Source organism: Kocuria sp. NBRC 114282, assembly GCF_030268385.1.
Classification (GTDB): domain Bacteria; phylum Actinomycetota; class Actinomycetes; order Actinomycetales; family Micrococcaceae; genus Kocuria; species Kocuria palustris.
In genome coordinates this window covers 129,143-148,233 of the sequence record NZ_BSQO01000004.1, presented here as the reverse complement: position 1 = coordinate 148,233, position 19,091 = coordinate 129,143, and the positions used below count along the sequence as shown (strand labels likewise).

At 71.1% G+C, this 19,091-nt stretch carries 14 protein-coding genes; 5 read left to right on the top strand and 9 right to left on the bottom strand.

Annotation, left to right across the window (positions count from 1 at the left end):
* The first annotated feature begins 124 nt into the window (after positions 1-124).
* The gene (locus QSJ40_RS09185) at positions 125-871 is read left to right on the top strand and encodes a CPBP family intramembrane glutamic endopeptidase (protein ID WP_082330828.1); all 747 of its coding nucleotides are present in this window, start codon (positions 125-127) and stop codon (positions 869-871) included.
* Positions 872-965: 94 nt separating this feature from the next.
* On the opposite strand, the gene QSJ40_RS09180 is transcribed toward QSJ40_RS09185, so the two are convergent.
* From QSJ40_RS09180 to QSJ40_RS09160, 5 genes are all read right to left on the bottom strand, one after another.
* Positions 966-1,715, bottom strand: a complete 750-nt coding sequence (locus tag QSJ40_RS09180; RefSeq protein WP_006215622.1) for a GolD/DthD family dehydrogenase — start codon at positions 1,713-1,715, stop codon at positions 966-968.
* The gene (locus QSJ40_RS09175) at positions 1,712-2,200 is read right to left on the bottom strand and encodes a ribose-5-phosphate isomerase (protein ID WP_006215621.1); all 489 of its coding nucleotides are present in this window, start codon (positions 2,198-2,200) and stop codon (positions 1,712-1,714) included. Before QSJ40_RS09175 ends, QSJ40_RS09180 begins: the two co-directional genes overlap by 4 nt.
* A gap of 107 nt (positions 2,201-2,307) precedes the next feature.
* Positions 2,308-4,029 (bottom strand): dihydroxyacetone kinase family protein, encoded by a 1,722-nt coding sequence (locus QSJ40_RS09170; RefSeq protein WP_006215620.1) that lies wholly within the window; start codon positions 4,027-4,029, stop codon positions 2,308-2,310.
* Between the two features lie 147 nt (positions 4,030-4,176).
* Complete coding sequence (locus QSJ40_RS09165; protein WP_053446722.1) at positions 4,177-5,475, bottom strand: RbtT/DalT/CsbX family MFS transporter; 1,299 nt, start codon at positions 5,473-5,475, stop codon at positions 4,177-4,179.
* A gap of 78 nt (positions 5,476-5,553) precedes the next feature.
* Complete coding sequence (locus tag QSJ40_RS09160; RefSeq protein ID WP_058871542.1) at positions 5,554-6,657, bottom strand: zinc-binding dehydrogenase; 1,104 nt, start codon at positions 6,655-6,657, stop codon at positions 5,554-5,556.
* A gap of 214 nt (positions 6,658-6,871) precedes the next feature.
* On the opposite strand from QSJ40_RS09160, the gene QSJ40_RS09155 reads away from it, so the two are divergent.
* Positions 6,872-7,825 carry a sugar-binding transcriptional regulator gene (locus tag QSJ40_RS09155; RefSeq protein ID WP_285730403.1) on the top strand — a complete coding sequence of 318 codons (954 nt, stop codon included), beginning with the start codon at positions 6,872-6,874 and terminating at the stop codon, positions 7,823-7,825.
* 76 nt (positions 7,826-7,901) lie between these two features.
* Here QSJ40_RS09155 and QSJ40_RS09150 read toward each other — a convergent pair whose 3' ends face one another.
* Entirely contained in the window at positions 7,902-9,395 is a 1,494-nt protein-coding gene (locus QSJ40_RS09150; RefSeq protein ID WP_285730401.1) for an FGGY-family carbohydrate kinase, read from the bottom strand.
* 224 nt (positions 9,396-9,619) lie between these two features.
* Here QSJ40_RS09150 and QSJ40_RS09145 point away from each other — a divergent pair, with 224 nt between their 5' ends.
* The gene (locus QSJ40_RS09145; protein WP_502875246.1) at positions 9,620-10,858 is read left to right on the top strand and encodes a M24 family metallopeptidase; all 1,239 of its coding nucleotides are present in this window, start codon (positions 9,620-9,622) and stop codon (positions 10,856-10,858) included.
* Between the two features lie 7 nt (positions 10,859-10,865).
* Complete coding sequence (locus tag QSJ40_RS09140) at positions 10,866-12,152, top strand: aminotransferase-like domain-containing protein (protein WP_285730396.1); 1,287 nt, start codon at positions 10,866-10,868, stop codon at positions 12,150-12,152.
* A 193-nt stretch (positions 12,153-12,345) separates the two neighbouring features.
* On the opposite strand, the gene QSJ40_RS09135 is transcribed toward QSJ40_RS09140, so the two are convergent.
* Positions 12,346-13,752: an MFS transporter gene (locus QSJ40_RS09135; RefSeq protein ID WP_285730394.1), complete on the bottom strand. Its 1,407-nt coding sequence runs from the start codon at positions 13,750-13,752 to the stop codon at positions 12,346-12,348.
* A 149-nt stretch (positions 13,753-13,901) separates the two neighbouring features.
* Here QSJ40_RS09135 and QSJ40_RS09130 point away from each other — a divergent pair, with 149 nt between their 5' ends.
* Positions 13,902-14,564, top strand: coding sequence for a GntR family transcriptional regulator (locus QSJ40_RS09130; protein ID WP_006214549.1), 663 nt, complete (start codon positions 13,902-13,904; stop codon positions 14,562-14,564).
* Positions 14,565-14,573: 9 nt separating this feature from the next.
* Here QSJ40_RS09130 and QSJ40_RS09125 read toward each other — a convergent pair whose 3' ends face one another.
* The gene (locus QSJ40_RS09125) at positions 14,574-16,052 is read right to left on the bottom strand and encodes an NAD-dependent succinate-semialdehyde dehydrogenase (protein ID WP_285730392.1); all 1,479 of its coding nucleotides are present in this window, start codon (positions 16,050-16,052) and stop codon (positions 14,574-14,576) included.
* Positions 16,018-19,083 carry an FAD-binding and (Fe-S)-binding domain-containing protein gene (locus QSJ40_RS09120; protein ID WP_285730390.1) on the bottom strand — a complete coding sequence of 1,022 codons (3,066 nt, stop codon included), beginning with the start codon at positions 19,081-19,083 and terminating at the stop codon, positions 16,018-16,020. The genes QSJ40_RS09125 and QSJ40_RS09120 overlap by 35 nt, the downstream gene beginning before the upstream one ends.
* Positions 19,084-19,091: the final 8 nt, after the last annotated feature.

Sequence of the window (19,091 nt, the reverse complement as noted above, 5' to 3'; positions counted from 1 at the left end):
GTATCCACTCGGCGGGAGGAGGACTGTCTCGGCGGGAGGATGAGAGGGGAATCGTCCTCCAGGGTGAGGCGGATCGTGCGCGGGGAGGGCGACCCGGGGACGTCGACATTCCTAGCGTGGAGCCATGCACACCACCACAGCACCGGACGCCTCAGCGGCCCCGCACACTCCTGCCGAACCTCACCCGGGCGCCCGCTTGCACCCGACGCCGCAGATGGCGCATCTGCTCTGGGCCATTGCGGCGTTCGTCGGGAGCCTGGCGGGAGCGGTCATCGGCGGCATCGCCCTCGGCTTCCTGCTGCGCTCGGGGACGGCCACCGCCGTCGGCGTGATGATGGGAGGCGCGCTGGCCGGGTTCGGGCTGCTGCGCCTGGGCCTTCTGGGGCGGATGGGATGGAGCGTGCGCGATCTGGGCTTCCACCGCGGACGCCACAGCCTGCTGCACCTGCTCTGGTTCACCCCGGTCGGCATCATCGCCGCGCTGATCGCCACGGCCATCGCAGGCTCCGCCCTGGGCGCCTCCCCGGCCCAGAGCACGACGAGTCTGCAGACGCTGGAGGCAGGCCCCCTGCTGGGAGTGCCGATGCTGCTCCTGGCCGCAGTGGTGCTGCCCCTGCTCGAGGAGATCGTGTTCCGCCGGGTCCTGCTGGACTGGATGGCCTCGCACATGCCCGTCGGGCTGGCCGCGGCGCTCGTGGTGGTCGTGTTCGCAGCGGCCCATGCGGTGCCGGCGGTGATGCTCTACATCTTCTTCCTCGGGATACCGCTGGTGCTCGCTCGGCTGTGGTTCGGGAACCTGTGGGCGCCGCTGATCGTGCATGCGACCAACAACGCGCTCGTCAGCCTGGTGGCTCTCACGACCCTCACCTGAGCCCGCACGACTCCGCCGAGTGGATCCCCAGTTGCGTTGAGAGCCTCAACAGCGCAACTGGGAATCCACTCGGCGGGGTGGGGGTGGGGGTGAGTCAGACGGAGGTGTACCCGCCGTCGATGACCAGGTTCTCGCCGGTGACCATGGCCGCGTCGTCGCTGGCCAGGTATCCGATCGCCGCGGCGATCTCCTCCGGCTCCGCGAAGCGCCCGGCGGGGATGGCGGCGCGCATCTCGTCGCCGACCGGCCCGGCCCAGGCCTTCTTGCCCAGCTCCGTGGCCACGACCGTGGGCGAGACCGTGTTCACGGTGACGCCACTGGCAGCCCACTCGGCGGCCAGCACCTTGGTCAGCCCCAGCAGCCCCGCCTTCGAGGCGGCGTAGGCGGCGTGGCGCTCCAGGCCCACGAGCGCACCCTGGGAGGCGATGCTCACCACGCGCCCATGGCCCTTCTCGCACATGACGCGCCCGGCGGCGCGGCTGAGGCGGAACACGGCCGAGAGGTTCAGGGCGATCGTGGTGTCCCACTTCTCGTCCGAGAGCTCCAGGGCCGGATCCAGCAGGGCGACGCCGGCCGAGTTCACCAGGACGTCGAGGCCGCCGGCCGCATCCACGACGTCGGCGATCACCCGGTCGGCCACGCCGTCCTCGAGCAGATCTGCGACGACCGCGTGATGGCCCTCGCCGAGCCCCGTCATGACATCGATCAGGCGCTCATCGCGGTCGATGCCCACCACGGTCGCCCCGGCGGCGGCGAACCACTGCGCGGAGGCCAGTCCGAGCCCGTTGGCGGCGCCGGTGACCGCCACGACCTCGCCGCTGAAGTCGGCGCTCAGGCGGCTCATGCGTCCTCCTGCAGACCGGTCGCTTCCTTCTCGTACTCGCTCAGGGCGGCGACCTTCTCGGCCGAGGCGCTGGACTCATCGAACGTGTAGCCCAGCCACTCCCTGGCCAGGCGACGAGCCAGCTCAAGTCCGATCACGCGCTCGCCCATGCACAGCACCTGCGCGTTGTTGGACAGCACCGAGCGCTCCACCGAGAACGAGTCGTGCGCGGTCACGGCGCGGATGCCCGGAACCTTGTTGGCGGAGATCGCCACGCCCAGTCCGGTGCCGCAGATCAGCAGCGCGCGGTCGGCCTCGCCGGCGGCCACCTTGCGCGCGGCGTCGACGGCCACGTGCGGGTAGGCGGTGTGCTCGTCGTCGCCGACGCCGACGTCGATGACCTCGGCCACACGCGGATCCGCCTCCAGATCCTTCTTCAGCGCGGTCTTGTAGCTGTAGCCGGCGTCATCCCCGCCGACGACGATGCGCAGTCCCTGATCAGCCATGTCTTCCTCCTTCTGCCGGGGCACCCGCCCCGGCGCTTCGTCTGGTTTCAGCTCCAGGCTCGGACGGATCGTGCGCGCGGCACAACCGGTCCGAGCCGGAATCCCTGTCAGTTCGCGGCGGGCGCATCCGTCTGGCCCAGGGTCTCCCCCAGCGAGACCAGGATCAGGCCCATGGAGGTGGCCCCGGCGTCCGGGGTCCCCACCGACTTCTCCGCCAGCGGGCGGGCGCGGCCCACCTTGGGCCGCAGCTCGGCTGTGGCCTCCGCCTGCTCCTGCGCCGTGACGGCCGCCTTGGTCCAAGCCTCCTGCAGGGGAAGCTCCGCGTGCTCCTCGCACAGGGCGTCGACGAACGGCAGCAGCGCATCCAGGAGGGTCTTGTCCCCGCGATGGGCCCCGCCGAGCTGCTGGATGGACTCGGCGAACGAGCGCACGGCCCGGCGGACGTCGTCCTCGGAGTACCCGTCGGCGGCATCGTCGATCTCGCGGCCCGCGGACTCCAGGGCCGCGCCCCACAGCACGCCCGACGTGCCGCCGGCGTACTCGGCCCAGGCCTGGCCTCCGCGGCGCAGCGTCCAGGAGGCTCCCCCCTCGGCGGCTGCCGCGTCCACGGCCCTGCGCGCCGCGGAGATGCCCTTGACCATGCCGCGGCCGTGATCGCCGTCTCCGGCCACGGCGTCGATCTCGCCCAGGCGCTGCTCGTTGTCCCGCAGCAGCTGCTCGATCCGCACAGTGGCGGCCTGGACGACGCCGGCGGCCCGACGCCCTGCCTCCGAGGACTCCGGGGCCTGCTCCCTCTCCTCGGCGTCGGCGGCCTCCTCCGCGGAGCTCATGCCCTGCAGCGGCGCCGCCTGCTTGCGGTAGGCCGGGGTGTAGGCATCCGAGGTCCACAGGCGCTCGAGCTCCTCGTCCAGCCAGAACAGGGTCAGCGACGCGCCGCCCATGTCCAGGCTCGTGACGAGCTCACCGACCTCGGGATCGACGATCTCCAGCCCGGCTTCACGCAGCCGGGGGGCGATGCGGCTCCACAGCAGGAACAGCTCCTCGTACTTGGTGGTGCCCAGCCCGTTGACGATCACGCCCACGCGCGAGCCCCTGTCCTGCGGGACGTCCTCGAGCAGCGGGGTCACGAGCATCTCCGCCAGACCGTCGGCGGTGGGCAGCTCGACGTCGCGGATGCCGGGCTCGCCGTGGATGCCCAGGCCCAGGCCCAGGTGGCCCTCAGGCACGGAGAACAGCGGCTCATCCGCTCCGGGCATGGTGCACCCGGAGAAGGCCACGCCCAGGCTGCGGGTGCGCGCATTCGCACTGCTGCCGATGCGCTCGACCTCATCGAGATCGAGACCCTCGGCGGCAGCCGCCCCCATGGCGCGGAAGACCGTGAAGTCACCCGCGATGCCGCGGCGCTTGTCGATCTCCTCGGCGGAGGCGATGTCATCGGTCACCACCACGATGCGGGTGTCGATGCCCTCGTCGTTGAGCCGCTTGGCCGCGATCCCGAAGTTCATGTTGTCCCCGGCGTAGTTGCCGAAGGTCAGGATCACGCCGCGGCCGCGGTGGGCGGCCTTGGCCACCGAGTAGACCTGAGCGGCCGAAGGCGAGGTGAAGATGTTGCCGACCACCGCACCGGCCGCGAAGCCGGGGCCGACGAGCCCCGCGAAGGCCGGGTAGTGCCCGGAGCCGCCGCCGACGATCACTGCCACCTCGGGCTCGCCCTGCGGCAGCCGCACGACGCCGCCGGCCACCTTGCGCAGGCGGTCGGAGTACAGGTCCACGAAGCCGTCGAGCTGATCGTCGCAGAACTCGGCCGGGTCGTTGAAGATCGTGGTCATGATCGGTCCTTCTCGATCCGCGGCGGATCGGTCGACTGAATGTATGTGGTCTTCGGAATATGCGAGGGGCGCGGCCGTCCTCGTGACTGGATCCCGCGAGGTGCGCGGGCAGCGCCCGCCGAGACAGGCCCCGGCGGGCGCTTCGGCTCAGTGGGCCTCGCCGCGGACCTGCGGCACCTTGAGCACGCGGGTCAGTGCGAAGGCCACGCCGTAGAGGACCACGAAGGCCCACACCACGCCGGCGTCACCGCCCCACGGACGCACGACCGCGACCACGAGCGAGCCCAGGAAGGCCGCGCCACCGGCGGCCGTCGTGTACATGGCCATCGCCGCGCCCTTGTGCTGGGGCGTGAGGTTCGGCATGACCGCGCCCATGGGCACGAAGCCCGCGAGCAGGATGCCGAACACGGTGCCAGCGATCACGGTCAGCCAGTAGCCGTACGTGGAGCCGGGCTCGACCATGTGCGGGACGTACCACCAGGCCAGCAGGCCCAGGGCCGATCCGACGATGCCGAACCAGCGCACGGTGCGGATCCAGCCCCACTGATCGCCGATGTAGCCGAACAGTGCGTTGAAGGAGATGTTGCCGGCGAACACGATCGTGGTCATCAGCAGCCACTGGTTCTGGCTCCAGCCGAGATCGTCGACCATCACGGCCGGCAGGATCACGAACATGCCGAACTGCGGGGCGGTGTTGATCAGGCGGACGCAGAAGCCGGCGAAGATGCGCGGCTCGAGCACCATGACGCGCAGACCGCCCAGGATCACGGTTCCGGCGGACTCCCCGGCCGGAGCCAGGCGCTGCAGGCCGCGGGGCTCGCGGACGCCGAACCAGGCGATCAGGAAGCCGGCGAGCACGAGCAGCGAGGAGACGATCATGGCACCAGTCTCGCCGCCGTTGCCGCCGCCGAAGCCCGAGATGGCGAGGATGGCCACCAGGGAGCCCAGGGTCGGCATGCCTCCGGTGAACATCACGTAGAACCAGCCCACGGCCGTGGCGTTGCGCGCTCGCGGAGTGACGTGGTTGATCCACACCAGGAACGAGAACGCGAACAGCGGGAAGCCGAAGCCGCGGAAGAAGTACGACAGTGCGATCAGCACCGTGCTGTCGAGCTGGATCGAGAGCAGGAAGGCCGCCTCGAACACGATCCACACCAGGAAGCCCAGCAGCATGACCCGCTTGGGGCCGAAGAGATCGGAGAGGGCACCGGAGAGGTAGGAGCCGACCAGCACGGAGATGCCGTAGATCGAGATGACCGTGGCGGCGAGGTTCTCGTCGCCCACGGCCCGGGCCAGGTGCGGGGAGATGAAGTTGGACTCCACGCCGTTGCCGGTCATGAAGATCAGGACGGCCAGGAAGCCCCACTTGATGGAGTTCGGGATGCCCATGCGGTCGAGGCGGGTCTCCGTCACCGGGGAGTCGGTCGCTGTCGCGGTCTGAGTCATGTGCTTGCTTTCATCCGGGTCGGCGGCCGCGGGCAGTCGCGGCCGCCGACAGGCAGAGGTGGTGAGGTGCTCGGCGTATCAGCCGTGGACGATCGAGACCTTGACGGAGGCTCCACCGGAGTCCCCCACCAGATCCAGGGCGTCCTGGTACTTCTCGAGCGGGAACTGATCCGTGCAGATGCGATCCAGCGGGAGCTTGCCCGACTCGATCATCTTGATCGCGGCCGGCCAGGTGTGGGGGCCCAGGTGGGCGCCGCGGACGTCGAGCTCCTTGTCATCGGAGATGATCGACCAGTCGACCGTGACGTCCGAGCCGAAGACCGAGTACTCCACGAACGTTCCGAGCTTGCGCAGCAGGTTCAGCCCCTGGCTCACGGCCGACGGGTGCCCGGTGCACTCGATGTAGACATCGGCGCCGTAGCCCTCGGTGAGCTCCTTGACCTTGGCGACCGCGTCCTCGCGGCCGATGTTGATCGTGAGGTCCGCGCCGCAGGCCTTGGCCAGATCGAGCTTCTGGTCGTCCATGTCCAGGGCGATCACGGTCAGCGGGGACTTGGCCACCGCGCCGGCGATCGCGCCCAGGCCGATGGGGCCGCAGCCGGCGATCACGACGACGTCCTCGAACGTGATGCCCGCGCGCTCCACGGCGTGCAGCGAGCAGGCCAGCGGCTCGGCGAACGCGGCGTGCTGCGGGGCGACATCCTTGGAGATCCGGTGCACGCGGGCCTGCGGCGGGACGAGCATGAACTCGGCCATGCCGCCGTCGAAGTTGCGGAAGCCGAACATGTCGTGCGGGCCGCACATCCAGTACTCGCCGCGCTGGCAGTAGCGGCACTTGCCGCACGGGACGATCTGCTCGAGGACGATGCGGTCCCCGACCTCCACGCCGTGCTTGCCCAGGCCCTCCGTGCCGCCGCCGACGACCTCGCCGACCAGCTCGTGGCCCGGGGTCACGCCGGTCTGCGCCCAGGCCGGGCGGTTGGCGTCGCCCCAGAACTTGGCGGCGCCGTGGTAGCACTTCAGGTCGCTGGCGCACACGCCGACGGCCTCCATGCGCACGAGCAGCTCATCCTCCTGCGGAGTCGGCTTGGGCCGGGTCTCCATGCGGTAGTCCTCGGGACCGTGCACGACGACCGCCTGCATGGTCTCGGCGCCCTGGGTGGTCGTGGTGTCTTCCGACATGGTGTCCCCTCACAGCTCTGTGATCCGAATTACAGGACAACACTAGATCGCGCTGAACAGATGTCAAGAACAGATGTGCGGACATCTGTCCGACGGACGGGACATGTCGTCATGAAGCGCCGGATGACACGGATCGCGGGCGTTCGCGCGGCATCGGAGCGGCCGCGGGGTAGTGTGAACAGATGTTCACCACCGCCCAGAAGCCGGGGTCCCGATGACCGCTGCCGATCCTCGCCTGCAGCTGGCCTTCGAGGCAGCGGAGGCCTACTACACCCATGGCCGCACCCAGGCGGACGTGGCCCAGCATCTGGGTGTCTCCCGCCCCACCGTCAGCCGCCTGCTCGAGGAGGCGCGCAGATCCGGCATGGTGACCATCACCGTGACGCCGCCGCGCGGCGGAGCGGGCCTGCAGGCGCTGAGCGCCGAGCTGACGCAGGCTCTGGGCGTGCGCAGCGTGCGGATCTCCTCCGGCGGCGGGCGCGAGACCTCGCTGGGCGCGGCCCTGGTCCAGCAGACGTCCCAGGCCCTGCTCGACTACCGGCTGAGGCCCGGCGACGTCCTGGTCGTGGCCTCGGGGCGCACGGTCTACGAGCTGAGCCTCGAGAAGCTGCCCCAGCTGCCCGGGCTCGTGCTGGTGCCCGGCGTGGGAGGGCAGGCCGACCCCGAGCCGTGGTTCCAGACCAACGAGCTCGTGCGCACCCTGGCGCACAAGACCGGCGGCAGCCCCCGGTTCCTGTTCGCCGAGGCCAAGCCGTCCCCCGCCCTCTACGAGGCGCTGCGCACGGACCCCAGCTTCCGCAGCATCCAACAGCTGTGGGCCGGCGCCTCCGCCGCAATCCTGGGCATCGGCGCTCCGCCGCGGACCCGCAGCTCGGTCACCTCCGGCATCCCGGTGGACGACCCCGCGGTCCTCACCGCCGCCGGCGACGTCTGCCTGCACTTCATCCACCCCGACGGCCGCCCGCTGGAGTTCCCGGACTCCGAGCGGCTGGTGCGCATCCCCCTGGACGACCTCCTGGCGATCCCGCAGCGCCTGGCCGTGGCCGCCGGCACCGAGAAGGTGCCGAGCATCATCGCCGCCGCGCGGATGGGCTGCTTCCACGATCTGGTGACGGACCAGCCGACCGCCCGCGCCCTGGCCGAGGCCCTGCTTCCGCCGCCTTCCTGACCCCCCCGCCGAGTGGATGCCCAGTTGCGCTATCGGGGCTCTCAGCGCAACGGGACATCCACTCGTCGGGGGCGGGTCAGGCCTGGACGGGGGTGTCGCTGCGGCGCTGCAGCTCGGCCAGGCGATGCATGGTCTCCCGGTTGTCCCGGTAGAGCTGCGTGTAGAGCCCGAAGATCTCGTCGTAGAGCTCGCGGTGCTGCGGATCGGGCTCCACCGTCTCCCCGATGCACGCCCAGTCCCGGGTGTCGATCCCCGACGTGGTCTCCGCCGCCAGCATGGCCGCCCCGTAGGAGGCGCCGATCGTCTGATCCGGGATCTGCTGCGAGCGCCCGGTGACATCGCTGACGATCTGCACCCACAGCCGCGACTGCGTACCGCCGCCCACAGCCACGAGCCGCTCCGGGCGCTCGACCCCCTCCTCGAGCAGGTCCAGGATCTGGCGCAGGCCGCAGGCGATGCCCTCGTAGGTCGCGCGGAAGATCTCCGCCGGACCATGGGAGAGCGTCAGGCCGATGACGGTGCCGCGGGCGTCGGGATCGAAGATCGGGGTGCGCTCGCCCGCGAAGTACGGCAGCACCACGAGCCCGCGCGCCCCCGGCGGAACCGAGCCGGCCTCCTCGACGAGCTGCCCGAAGTCCGGATCGCCCCACTGCCCGCGCCACCACGAGGTCAGGCTGCCCGAGGTCGCGGTGCCCGCGGCCAGGCAGCGCGAGCCCTCCGTGATGCCGGCCGTGGACCACAGCTGCGCCTCATGGGCCTGGCTGCGCAGGTTCTGCACGACGAAGAACGTGGAGCCGTACTGGAGCATGGTGTCGCCGGGGGCGCGCACGCCGGCGCTCCAGGCCTCGGTCCAGGCGTCGACGGTCCCGGCGCAGACCGGGGTGCCCTCAGGCAGGCCGGTGGCCCGGGAGGCCTCCGCGGTGATCGACCCGACCGCCTCGTTCGCCCAGGCCAGGCGGGGGCGCTCGAGGTGCTCCGCGATCTCGTCGTACCAGTCCTCGGCCCAAGTCTCGGCGGTGAGGTCGTAGAGCGGATCCGACTGGCTGGCGGTGTGGTGATCGAGCACGTACTCGCCGGTGAGCATGCCGAGGATGTACGAATGCGCGCTCCCCCAGCGCACGGCCCGCGTGAAGCTGTCCGGCTCGTGATCGCGGACCCAGCGCATCTTGGGGCCGATCGACTGGCTGGACAGGGAGTTGCCGCACCGTGCGACGATCCGCTCGTCGCCGAGCTGCTCGGTGAGGTCCTCGATCTCCTGGAAGGCCCGGGTGTCCACGCCGTAGAGGATCGCGGCGCGCACGGGCGTGAAGTCCTCCTCCATGAGCACCAGGCACGGTCCCATGCCGCTGACGCAGACGCCGTGGACCTGCTCGGCATCCTGCCCCTCGAGCAGCCGCTGCGAGATCTGCTGGATCTCGGGCCACCACTGCTGCTGGGCGTCGAACTCGGCCCATCCCGTGGAGGGCGAGGACATCGTGTGGGTCACCGACTCCTTCCGCAGGATGGTGCCGTCGCCATCCACCAGGACACCCTTGGTGCTGCCCGTGCCGATGTCGATGCCGATGTGCATGACCGTCCCTCCGTCGCCGATGTGCCCCGAGCCTATCCTCGGGATCCGTCGCGCCCGTGAGCCGCGCCACCACCCCGCTCCCCTTCCCGCGAGTGGATGCCCAGTTGCGCTGAGAGCCCCGATAGCGCAACTGAGCATCCACTCGCGGGAAGGGGGATGTGCGGATTGTTGACAATCCGACGCGGTGTTCTAGGGTCGGGATCGTGAGCAGCACTCAGTTCCCCATGGGAAACCGCGACTACGCCGCCCCGGAGCCGGAGCAGACGCCCGATGACGACGTCCGCCCGCCGCTCTTCACGCGCGCCGAGTACGACCGCCGGCTGAAGGCCGTGCGCGAGCAGATGGAGTACCAGGGCCTCAGCGCCCTGATCGTCACGGATCCGGCGAACATCTTCTATCTGACGGGCTACGACGCCTGGTCGTTCTACACCCCGCAGCTGCTCTTCGTGCCCGACGAGGGCGAGATGCTGCTGCATCTTCGGGAGATGGACGCCAACGGCGCCTTCCGCACTGCCTGGCTGCCGCCGGAGCAGATCGTGGGCTACCCGGAGCGCTATGTGCACCGCCCGCACCTGCACCCGTTCGACTGGATCGCCTTCAGCCTGCGCCGCCGGGCCCTCATCGCCCGCGCCACCCGCGGCGCCGTCGGCCTGGAGATGGACGCCCACTTCTTCTCCCCCAAGGGGTTCCGCAGCCTGCTCAACGCCTTGCCGGAGTGGAAGCTCGTGGACTGCTTCGAGCTCGTGAACTGGGTCCGCGCCGTGAAGTCGGAGGCCGAGATCCAGTACATGCGCACCGCGGCACGCGTCACCACGGCCGTCATGCAGGCCGCGATCGACACGATCGGCGTGGGAGTGCCGCAGAACATGGTGGCCGCCCAGATCGCCCGTGCGCAGGCCGAGGGCGACGGCGAGGCCTGGGGCGACTTCCCAGCGATCGTCCCCATGCTGCCCACCGGAACCTCCGCGGACACCCCGCACCTCACCTGGTCGGACCGCGTGCTCACCGAGGGCGACGCCGTCGTCGTCGAGCTCGCCGGCGCCCACCGCAGGTACCACGTGCCCCTGGCCCGCACCGTGATGCTCGGCGAGCCGAGCGACGACCTCCTGCGCCTGGAGGACGCCGTGGCCGAGGGCCTGCAAGTCGTGCTCGACACCGCCGCCGAGGGCGTGCCCGTGCGCGAGCTCGCCCATGCGTGGAACTGGTCGCTGGCCCGTCGCGGCCTGGAGAAGGACAGCCGCCTGGGCTACTCCGTGGGCATCGGCTACCCGCCGGACTGGGGCGAACGCACCATCAGCATCCGGACCGAGGACGAGACCGTCCTGGCCGAGAACATGACCTTCCATGTCATCTGCGGCATGTGGATGACCGGCTTCGGCTACGAGGTCTCCGAATCGGTGCGGATCACCCGCTCCGGGGCCGAGACCTTCACCTCGTTCCCGCGTTCCCTCATCAGGAAGTGAGCAGATCATGACGACCCCGCACCTGAGCACCGTGCCCGGACTGACCCCCCGCCCGACCGAGGGCATCGCCGGCGACCCGCACGAGGGCCGCCTTCCGCTGGCCTCCCGCGCCGATGGCCTCGTGGGCTCGGTGATCGACTCCTCGACCTCGCTGCTGGCCGCGCAGACCCACGACATCGTGCGCTTCGCCATGGGGGCGCCGGCGGCTGAGGTCATCCCCACCGACGAGTTCCGCCGTCTGGCCGGCGAGGTCCTGGACGACAGCTCGTTCACCTATGGCGCCACCGAGGGCGAGCCGGGCCTGCTCGAGACGATCATCGAGCTCAGCGCGCAGACCGGGCGCCCCACCCGGCCCGAGCGGATCGTGGTGACCTCCGGCGGCATGCAGGGCCTGGACATCGCCTTCAAGCTCTTCGTGGACCCCGGGGACCTGGTGGTCGTGGAGAGCCCCACCTACACCAACGGCTCCGGCACCGCGCTGAGCTACGGGGCCCAGATCCTCGAGATCCCCATGGACGACGACGGCATGGACATCGAGGCCCTCGAGGCCCAGGTCGGCGAGCTAGGACGCACCCCGCGGCTGATCTACACGATCCCGAACTTCCAGAACCCCTCCGGGACCACGCTGAGCCTCGAGCGCCGCAAGCGCCTTCTCGAGCTGGCGCACGAGTGGGGCAGCGTCATCCTGGACGACGACCCCTACGGCGAGCTGCGCTTCGCCGGCCAGGAAGTGCTCAGCTTCGCCGAGCTCAGCCCGGAGGACCCCCTGGTGCTCTCCGTGCGCACCTTCTCCAAGGTCCTGGCACCGGGGCTGCGCGTGGGGTGGATCGACGCCGACCCCCGCCTGCGCGATCTCGTGATCGCGGCCAAGCAGGCCATGGACACGTGCACCAACGTGCCGAACCAGCACGTGGTGGAACGCTTCATCCGCCAGGGCGGCTACCAGGAGCACCTCGAGGGGCTGCGCACCGAGTACCGTCGGCGCAAGGAGGCCATGGACGCCTCGATCGCCCGCCACCTGGGCAATCGAGTGGTCACCACCGACCCGCAGGGCGGCTTCTTCCTGTGGGTCACCCTGCAGGGCGAGGACGCGCGCATCTCCACGAGCCGCCTCTTCGAGATCGCACTGGCCGAGGGCGTCGCCTTCATCTCGGGACCTGCGCTGTCCCCGTCGGGCCGGTTCCAGGACGCCTTTCGGCTGTGCTTCGCCTCCTCGACCCCCGAGCGCACGGAAGAGGGCCTGCAGCGACTGGCCCGCGCACTGGACATCGCCCGCGCGGAGCTGGACGGCTGAGCCGCACGACGACGCGACTGAGCGGGTTTCCCGAGAATCCCTGCGCAGCGCCCAGCCGCTGAGCGCTCAGGAGCACGACGGAGGCGGGGCCCGGACCGATCGGTCCGGGCCCCGCCTCCGTCGCCTGGTGCTGCCGCTCCGAGCCGCGAGCGGGCCGATCGGGCCCCGCGGCGCGGGGACATGAGAGGGCAGCTCAGGCCTTCCCGGCGCGGATCCGCACGATCTCCTGCGACCCCGTCTCCGGGATGTCGTTGCCGCGCAGAGACGCGCCCACGGTCTCCTTCATGAAGTGCACCGCGATCAGTCCGACGATGCAGGCCGCGACCATGTAGAACGCCGGCACCAGCGGGCTGCCGGTCGCCTCGATCAGCGCCTCGTTGACCGACGGGGCGGTGCCGCCGAACAGCGAGGTGGAGACGTTGTAGGTGATCGCGAACCCGGCGAAGCGCACCTTGGTGGGGAACATGGCCGGGAAGGTCGCCGAGATCGTGGCCAGCTGGAGGACGTAGAGCAGGCCCAGGACGCTGATGCCGATCAGCGTGCCCCACACGCCCTGCGACATCAGCATGTACATGGGCACGGACATCACGATCAGCCCGACCAGGGAGATCCGCCACACGGGCTTGCGCCCCAGCCGGTCGGACAGCGACCCCGCGAAGGGGATCAGCAGCATCATGCCGAACTGCGTGACGAACGAGATCGTCAGCACCGTCTGGTACTCCATGCCGCCGGTGCCCTCGAGGTAGGTGGGCATGTAGCTGAGCAGCGTGTAGTTCACGACGTTCACGGCGATGACCAGCCCGGCCATGGTGAGGATCGGGCGCCAGTAGCCGGTGAGCAGGTCCTTGAGCCCACCGAGGGCGCTGTCCTGGGTGGCGTCGAGCTCCTCGGCCTCCTCGAACACGGGGGTCTCCCCCAGCTTGGAGCGCAGGTACATGCCGATCAGGCCCATGGGGCCGGCGATCAGGAACGGGATGCGCCATCCCCACTCCATCATGCCGTCATGGCCCAGGAAGGTCTCGCCGAGCAGCACGATCAGGGACCCCAGGGCGAAGCCGCCCATGGTGCCGAACTCCAGGAAGCTGCCCAGGAAGCCGCGCTTGCGGTCCGGGGCGTACTCGGCCATGAAGGTCGCTGCGCCGCCGTACTCGCCGCCGGTGGAGAAGCCCTGCACGGCGCGCAGGACGATCAGCAGGATCGGGGCCAGCACGCCGATGGTCTCGACGGAGGGCAGCAGGCCGATGCAGAACGTGGCGCCGGCCATGAGGATGATCGTCAGCGCCAGGATCGCCTTGCGGCCCAGGCGGTCGCCGAGCGGGCCCCAGAACAGGCCGCCGAGCGGGCGGACCAGGAACGAGAAGGCGAAGGTGGCCAGCGCCAGGACGGTGCCGTACTCGCCGGGGAAGAAGTTGTGGGTGATGTAGCCGACGGAGACCGCGTAGACGCCGTAGTCGAACCACTCCGTCGCGTTGCCGATCGCGGAGGCGGCGACGGCGCGGTGGACGGTGCCCGCATCGGGCGCGGCGGGCTGGTGATCGGCGTCGTGCGCCGACGGGTCGCGCTGCGACCCCGGATCCTGTGCTGCTTGCGACGAGCTCATGGGAGTCTCCCTCGTAGGATTGTCAACAATCATTGAAGCATCTGACCCATTCCGCCTCAAGCGCATGTCGCTCATTGAACAACAGAGCGGCGCGCTGGGAGCGCACGGTAGGATCGTCGACAATCCTCAACGCCTACCCGGAGGCCTCCTTGCCGCCCGCTGCACTGAACCCCGTCGTCCAGGAGTCCACCCCCGCGCTGATCGCCCGGCAGCTGCGCCGCGCGATCGGCGAGGGGGAGCTGGCTCCGGGACAGCAGCTCAACGAGGCCGCGCTCAGCCGCAGCCTCGGCGTCAGCCGCGGCCCCCTGCGCGAGGCCATGCAGCGCCTCACCCAGGAGGGCCTGCTCGTCAGCGTGCGGAATCGCGGCGTTTTCGTCATCGAGGTCACCGACGACGACGTCCGCGACATGTACCTGGCCCGCACGGCGCTCGAGCGCGCCGCTGCCGCACATGCTGCGGAGACGGATCCTGCCGCGGCGCAGGAGCAGCTGCTGCGGATCGTGCAGGAGATGGAGGACGCGGCCGGCCGCGGCGACCTCGTGGCCGTCACCGAGGCCGACATCGACTTCCACACCACGCTCGTGTCCCTGGCGCACAGCCCGCGGCTGACCCGGATGCACACCACGCTCATGGTCGAGACCCGCATGTGCATCACCGCCCTGGAGCAGCGCTACAGCTCGCAGTCCCCGCGGCTGCAGGAGCATCGGCACATCGCCGAGGCGATCGGCCGCGCCGATCTGGCCGGGCTGGACCGCCTGCTCGTCGGCCACATGGAGGACGCGATCGGCAGGCTGGTCGCGGCCCTGGACTGAGGCCGGGCTTCAGCCGCGCGGCATGGCCATGTACGTGGTCTCGAGGAACTCGTCGATGCCCACGCGACCGCCCTCCCTGCCCAGGCCCGAGGCCTTGATGCCGCCGAACGGCGCGGCCGGGTTGGAGACGATGCCCGTGTTGAGCCCGACCATCCCGACCTCCATGGCCTCCCCCACGCGGAAGGCGCGGTCGAGATCCTGTGTGAACAGGTAGCCCGACAGCCCCCAGGGGGTGTCGTTGGCCAGGGCGATGGCCTCCTTCTCCGTGTCGAACGGGATGACCGGGGCCACCGGCCCGAAGATCTCCTCGCCCATCAGCCTCGAGGACGGGTCGACGCCCGAGAGGACCGTCGGGCGGTAGAAGTAGCCGGGCCTCTCCGGGCGCGAGCCGCCGCAGATCACCTCGGCGCCGCGCTGGACGGCGTCGTCCACGAGCTCCTGGACCTTGCGCAGGGCCTTGGGCTCCACGAGCGGGCCCACCTGCACGCCCTCCGCCAGCCCGTCGCCCACGCTCAGCGCGCCGAGTCGCTCGGCGAGACGGCGGGAGAACTCGTCGGCGACCGAGCGCTGGACGTAGAGGCGATTGGCCGCGGTGCAGGCCTCGCCCATGTTGCGCATCTTGGCCGCGAAGGCGCCCTCGACCGCGCGGTCCAGGTCGGCATCCTCGAAGACCAGGAACGGCGCGTTGCCGCCGAGCTCCATGGACGAGCGCATGACGTGCTGCGAGGCCTGCTCGAGCAGCCTGACACCCACCGCCGTGGACCCGGTGAAGCTGATCTTGCGCGCGATCCCGCTGGACATCCACGGCTCGACGACGGAGCCGGCATCGGTCGTGCACACGATGTTCAGCACTCCGGCGGGCACCCCGGCCTCGAGCAGGATGTCGGCCAGCGCCAGCGACGTCAGCGGGGTGAGCTCGGCCGGCTTGAACACCATGGTGCAGCCGGCGGCGATGGCCGGGGCGATCTTGCGCGCCCCCATGGCCAGCGGGAAGTTCCACGGCGTGACCAGCACGCACGGGCCCACCGGTCGCTGGGAGACCATGAAGCGTGTCTTCCCGTCGCCCGAGAGCATCTGGTCCCCGCCGATGCGCACGGCCTCCTCGGAGAACCAGCGCAGGAACTCCGCGGCGTAGGCGGCCTCGCCCTTGGCCTCGGCCAGCGGCTTGCCCATCTCCGAGGTCATGATCAGGGCGAGCTCGTCCTGCCTGGCCATGACCAGGTCGAAGGCCCGGTGCAGGATCTCGCTGCGCTCGCGCGGGGCGGTGCGGGCCCACTCGGGCTGAGCGCGCCCGGCGGACTCGATGGCTCGGCGGGCGTCGTCGGGTCCGCCGTCGGCCACCGTGGCGATGACCTCCTCCGTGGCGGGGTTGATCACCTCGAAGCGAGCGCCAGTGGCGGACTCGCCCCAGGCGCCGTCGATGAGCAGCCCCGTGCTCACCGCGGAGATGACCTCATGGGCAGTGCGGGCATGATCCTGGGTGTTCATCGTGGCTCCTCTTCCTGGTCTCGCTCGGGTTGTTCGGCTCGGTGGCCTGGGGCCACCTGGTCTGCTGCGGGGCCCGACGGGGCCCCGGATCCAGCAGCTGCGCCAGGTGCATCCCCGGGCGCTGGGGCTCCAGGTGGTCCACCTGCATGGCGCAGGAGAAGCCGTCGGTGAGCACGGGATCCTCCTCGCGCGCGCCGCGCAGCGCCGGGGCGAGCTCGTTCTCGGCGACCTGCATGCTGACGTCGTAGTGCTGGGCCTCGAAGCCGAAGTTCCCGGCCACGCCGCAGCACCCGGCGGCATCCACGACCTCGCGCACGCCGGCGGCAGCGAGCACCCGGCGCTGGGAGGCGGGGCCGAACACGGAGTGCTCGTGGCAGTGGGTCTGCAGCACGACGCGATCGGGGATCGGGGCCGACGGCTCCGGCCGCCAGCCCTGCGCCGTCCGCTCGGCCAGATGCGCGGCGAAGCTGCGCACCCGTCGGGACACGCGCCGGGCCTGGTCGGTGGGCACCAGGTCCGGCAGGTCCTTGCGCAACGCGGCCGCGCAGCTGGGCTCGACCACCACGATCGGGCGCTCGGTGCCGTCGTCGAGGGCCTCCGCGGCCCGCGCCAGAAGCCGCCGAGCGGTGCCGAGCTGCCCCGTGGAGATCCAGGTGAGCCCGCAGCACGCCTCGGCCGAGCACTCGACCCGCTCGCCGGCCTGCTGCAGGACGCGAGCGGCAGCGCCGGCGGCCTCGGGGCGGAACCCGCGGGTGAAGGTGTCGACGAAGAGCACCGCATCGCCCGCTCCCGGGGCGACCGCGGCGTCCGCGACCTCCTGCCGCCACTGCCCCGTCCGAGCGAAGCGCGGCATCCTGCGCTGGGGCGTCAGCCCGCCCAGCACGGCTGCCGCCTTGGCCAGCGGCGTGGACAGCAGCGCATTGACGACTGGTGCGATCCGCCCGGCCACGAGCAGCCACCGCGGCAGCCACCCCAGGGAGAAGTGCGCGACCGGACGCAGGCGCCCGGCGTAGTAATGATCGAAGAACTCCGACTTGTACGTGGCCATGTCGACCCCGGCGGGGCAGTCGGTCGAGCACGCCTTGCAGGACAGGCACAGGTCCAGCGCCTCGCGGACCTCCTCGGAGCGCCACCCCTCCTGGACGCTGCTCGCGCCCCGGACCATCTCCTGAAGGACCCGGGCGCGTCCGCGCGTGGAGTCCTTCTCATCGCGCGTGGCCCGGAAGCTGGGGCACATCACCCCGCCGGTGTCGGCCCGGCAGCGCCCCACGCCGATGCAGCCCTGGACGGCGTGCACCCAGGGGTCGGGGGCGCTCTGGCCGGCGCCCGCTCCGCCGGCCGCACCTGAGGTGTGGGAGTGGGCGGGGCTGAGATCGAAGCTCGTGCGCCACTCGCGCTGCGGGACGGCCTCCAGGGCCAGGTGGTCGTCCATTCGGTCGGGCTCGGTCATGATGCCCGGGCTGAGCATGCCCTCCGGGTCCCACAGCCGGCGGAAGCGCACGAAGGCGGCCAGGACCTGCGGCGAGTACATCAGCGTCAGCAGCTCGGAGCGGGAGCGCCCGTCGCCGTGCTCCCCCGACAAGGACCCGCCGTGGCGCACCACGAGCCGGGCCGCGGCCTCGGTGAACTCGCGGAAGACCCTGCGGCCGTCGTCGGTGCGCAGGTCGTAGGTGATCCGAATGTGCATGCAGCCGGCGCCGAAGTGCCCGTACATGACCCCGTCCAGCCCGTGCTCGTCCATCAGCACCCGCAGCTCGGCCAGGTAGTCGGCCAGGTCCTCCGGGGCCACGGCCGAGTCCTCCCAGCCCGGCCAGGACTCGCCGCCGCTGGCCAGGCGCGAGGACAGCCCCGCCCCATCCTCGCGGACGCGCCACAGGGAGGCGCGCTCCGCCGGGGCCGGGACGGCCTGGCCCTCCACGAGCCTGCCGTTGCGCGCCAGCCGCTCCAGCAGCCGCTCGGCCTGGCCCTCGACGGCGGCCTGGTCTTCACCGTCCAGGTCCACGAACAGCCAGGCGCGGCCGTCGGGCAGTCTTAGAACAGAGTCCGGACCGCGGCGCGCCCGCATGGTCTCCACGATCGCGGCGTCGGTGCCCTCCACCGCCGCTGGGGAGAACTCGAGGATCGTCGTGATGTCGCGGGCGGCATCCACGACGTCGTCGTAGCCCAGGCACACGAGCAGCGCGCTGGGCGGTCTGGGCACCAGGCGCATGCGGGCCCCGACCACCAGGGCGCAGGTGCCCTCCGAGCCCACGAGCGCGCGGGCGATGTCCAGCCTGTGCTCGGGCAGCAGGTTCTGCAGGTGATAGCCAGAGACCTGCCGCTGGATGCGTCCGAGCTCGAGCCGGAAGGGCGCCAGGTTCTCCCGGCCGAGCTGCTCCAGCTGCCCCAGCAGCTCACGGGCGCGTCGCTCGGAGTGCACGTCGTGCGGATCGGTGGCGCGCAGACCACGGTTGGTCGCGGTGAGACGGGCGCCGTCGGTCGTGACGACGTCGATCTCGACCACGTGGTCCGAGGTCCGCCCGTAGCGCACCGAGTGGTTGCCGCAGGCGTCGTTGCCGATCGCCCCGCCGACCGTGGCCCGGTTCGCGGACGACGGGTCCGGGGCGAACGTGAGCCGCCCGCCTGTGGCCGCCTCGACCTCACGGGTCAGATCCGCCAGGACCACCCCGGGATCGACGTCGACGGTCCGCGCGTCCTCATCCAGGACGCGGATGGCCGTGAGGTGGCGCGAGAAGTCCACGACGACGCCGGGGCCCACCGCGTTGCCCGCCATGGATGTCCCGCCGCCCCGTCCGATCAGGGGCGTGCCGGTCTCGCGGCACACGCGCACGATCGCCAGGACGTCGTCGGCGCTGCGCGGGAAGACGACGGCCAGCGGGACCACGCGGTAGTTCGAGGCGTCGTAGGAGTACTCGGCCAGCCTCCGGGCGGAGACCTCCGCCTGGAGGCCGGCCTGCTGCATCCGGTCCAGGATCTCGTCGGCATCGCCCTGCGGGGCCTGGGCGTCGCTGCGGAGGGCGGCCTCGCTCATGGGCAGAC

Coding starts and splice junctions, on each gene's coding strand:
- QSJ40_RS09185 (WP_082330828.1), top strand. CDS start 125: ATGCACACCACCACAGCACCGGACGCCTCAGCGGCCCCGCACACTCCT.
- QSJ40_RS09180 (WP_006215622.1), bottom strand. CDS start 1,715: ATGAGCCGCCTGAGCGCCGACTTCAGCGGCGAGGTCGTGGCGGTCACC.
- QSJ40_RS09175 (WP_006215621.1), bottom strand. CDS start 2,200: ATGGCTGATCAGGGACTGCGCATCGTCGTCGGCGGGGATGACGCCGGC.
- QSJ40_RS09170 (WP_006215620.1), bottom strand. CDS start 4,029: ATGACCACGATCTTCAACGACCCGGCCGAGTTCTGCGACGATCAGCTC.
- QSJ40_RS09165 (WP_053446722.1), bottom strand. CDS start 5,475: ATGACTCAGACCGCGACAGCGACCGACTCCCCGGTGACGGAGACCCGC.
- QSJ40_RS09160 (WP_058871542.1), bottom strand. CDS start 6,657: ATGTCGGAAGACACCACGACCACCCAGGGCGCCGAGACCATGCAGGCG.
- QSJ40_RS09155 (WP_285730403.1), top strand. CDS start 6,872: ATGACCGCTGCCGATCCTCGCCTGCAGCTGGCCTTCGAGGCAGCGGAG.
- QSJ40_RS09150 (WP_285730401.1), bottom strand. CDS start 9,395: ATGCACATCGGCATCGACATCGGCACGGGCAGCACCAAGGGTGTCCTG.
- QSJ40_RS09145 (WP_502875246.1), top strand. CDS start 9,620: ATGGGAAACCGCGACTACGCCGCCCCGGAGCCGGAGCAGACGCCCGAT.
- QSJ40_RS09140 (WP_285730396.1), top strand. CDS start 10,866: ATGACGACCCCGCACCTGAGCACCGTGCCCGGACTGACCCCCCGCCCG.
- QSJ40_RS09135 (WP_285730394.1), bottom strand. CDS start 13,752: ATGAGCTCGTCGCAAGCAGCACAGGATCCGGGGTCGCAGCGCGACCCG.
- QSJ40_RS09125 (WP_285730392.1), bottom strand. CDS start 16,052: ATGAACACCCAGGATCATGCCCGCACTGCCCATGAGGTCATCTCCGCG.
- QSJ40_RS09120 (WP_285730390.1), bottom strand. CDS start 19,083: ATGAGCGAGGCCGCCCTCCGCAGCGACGCCCAGGCCCCGCAGGGCGAT.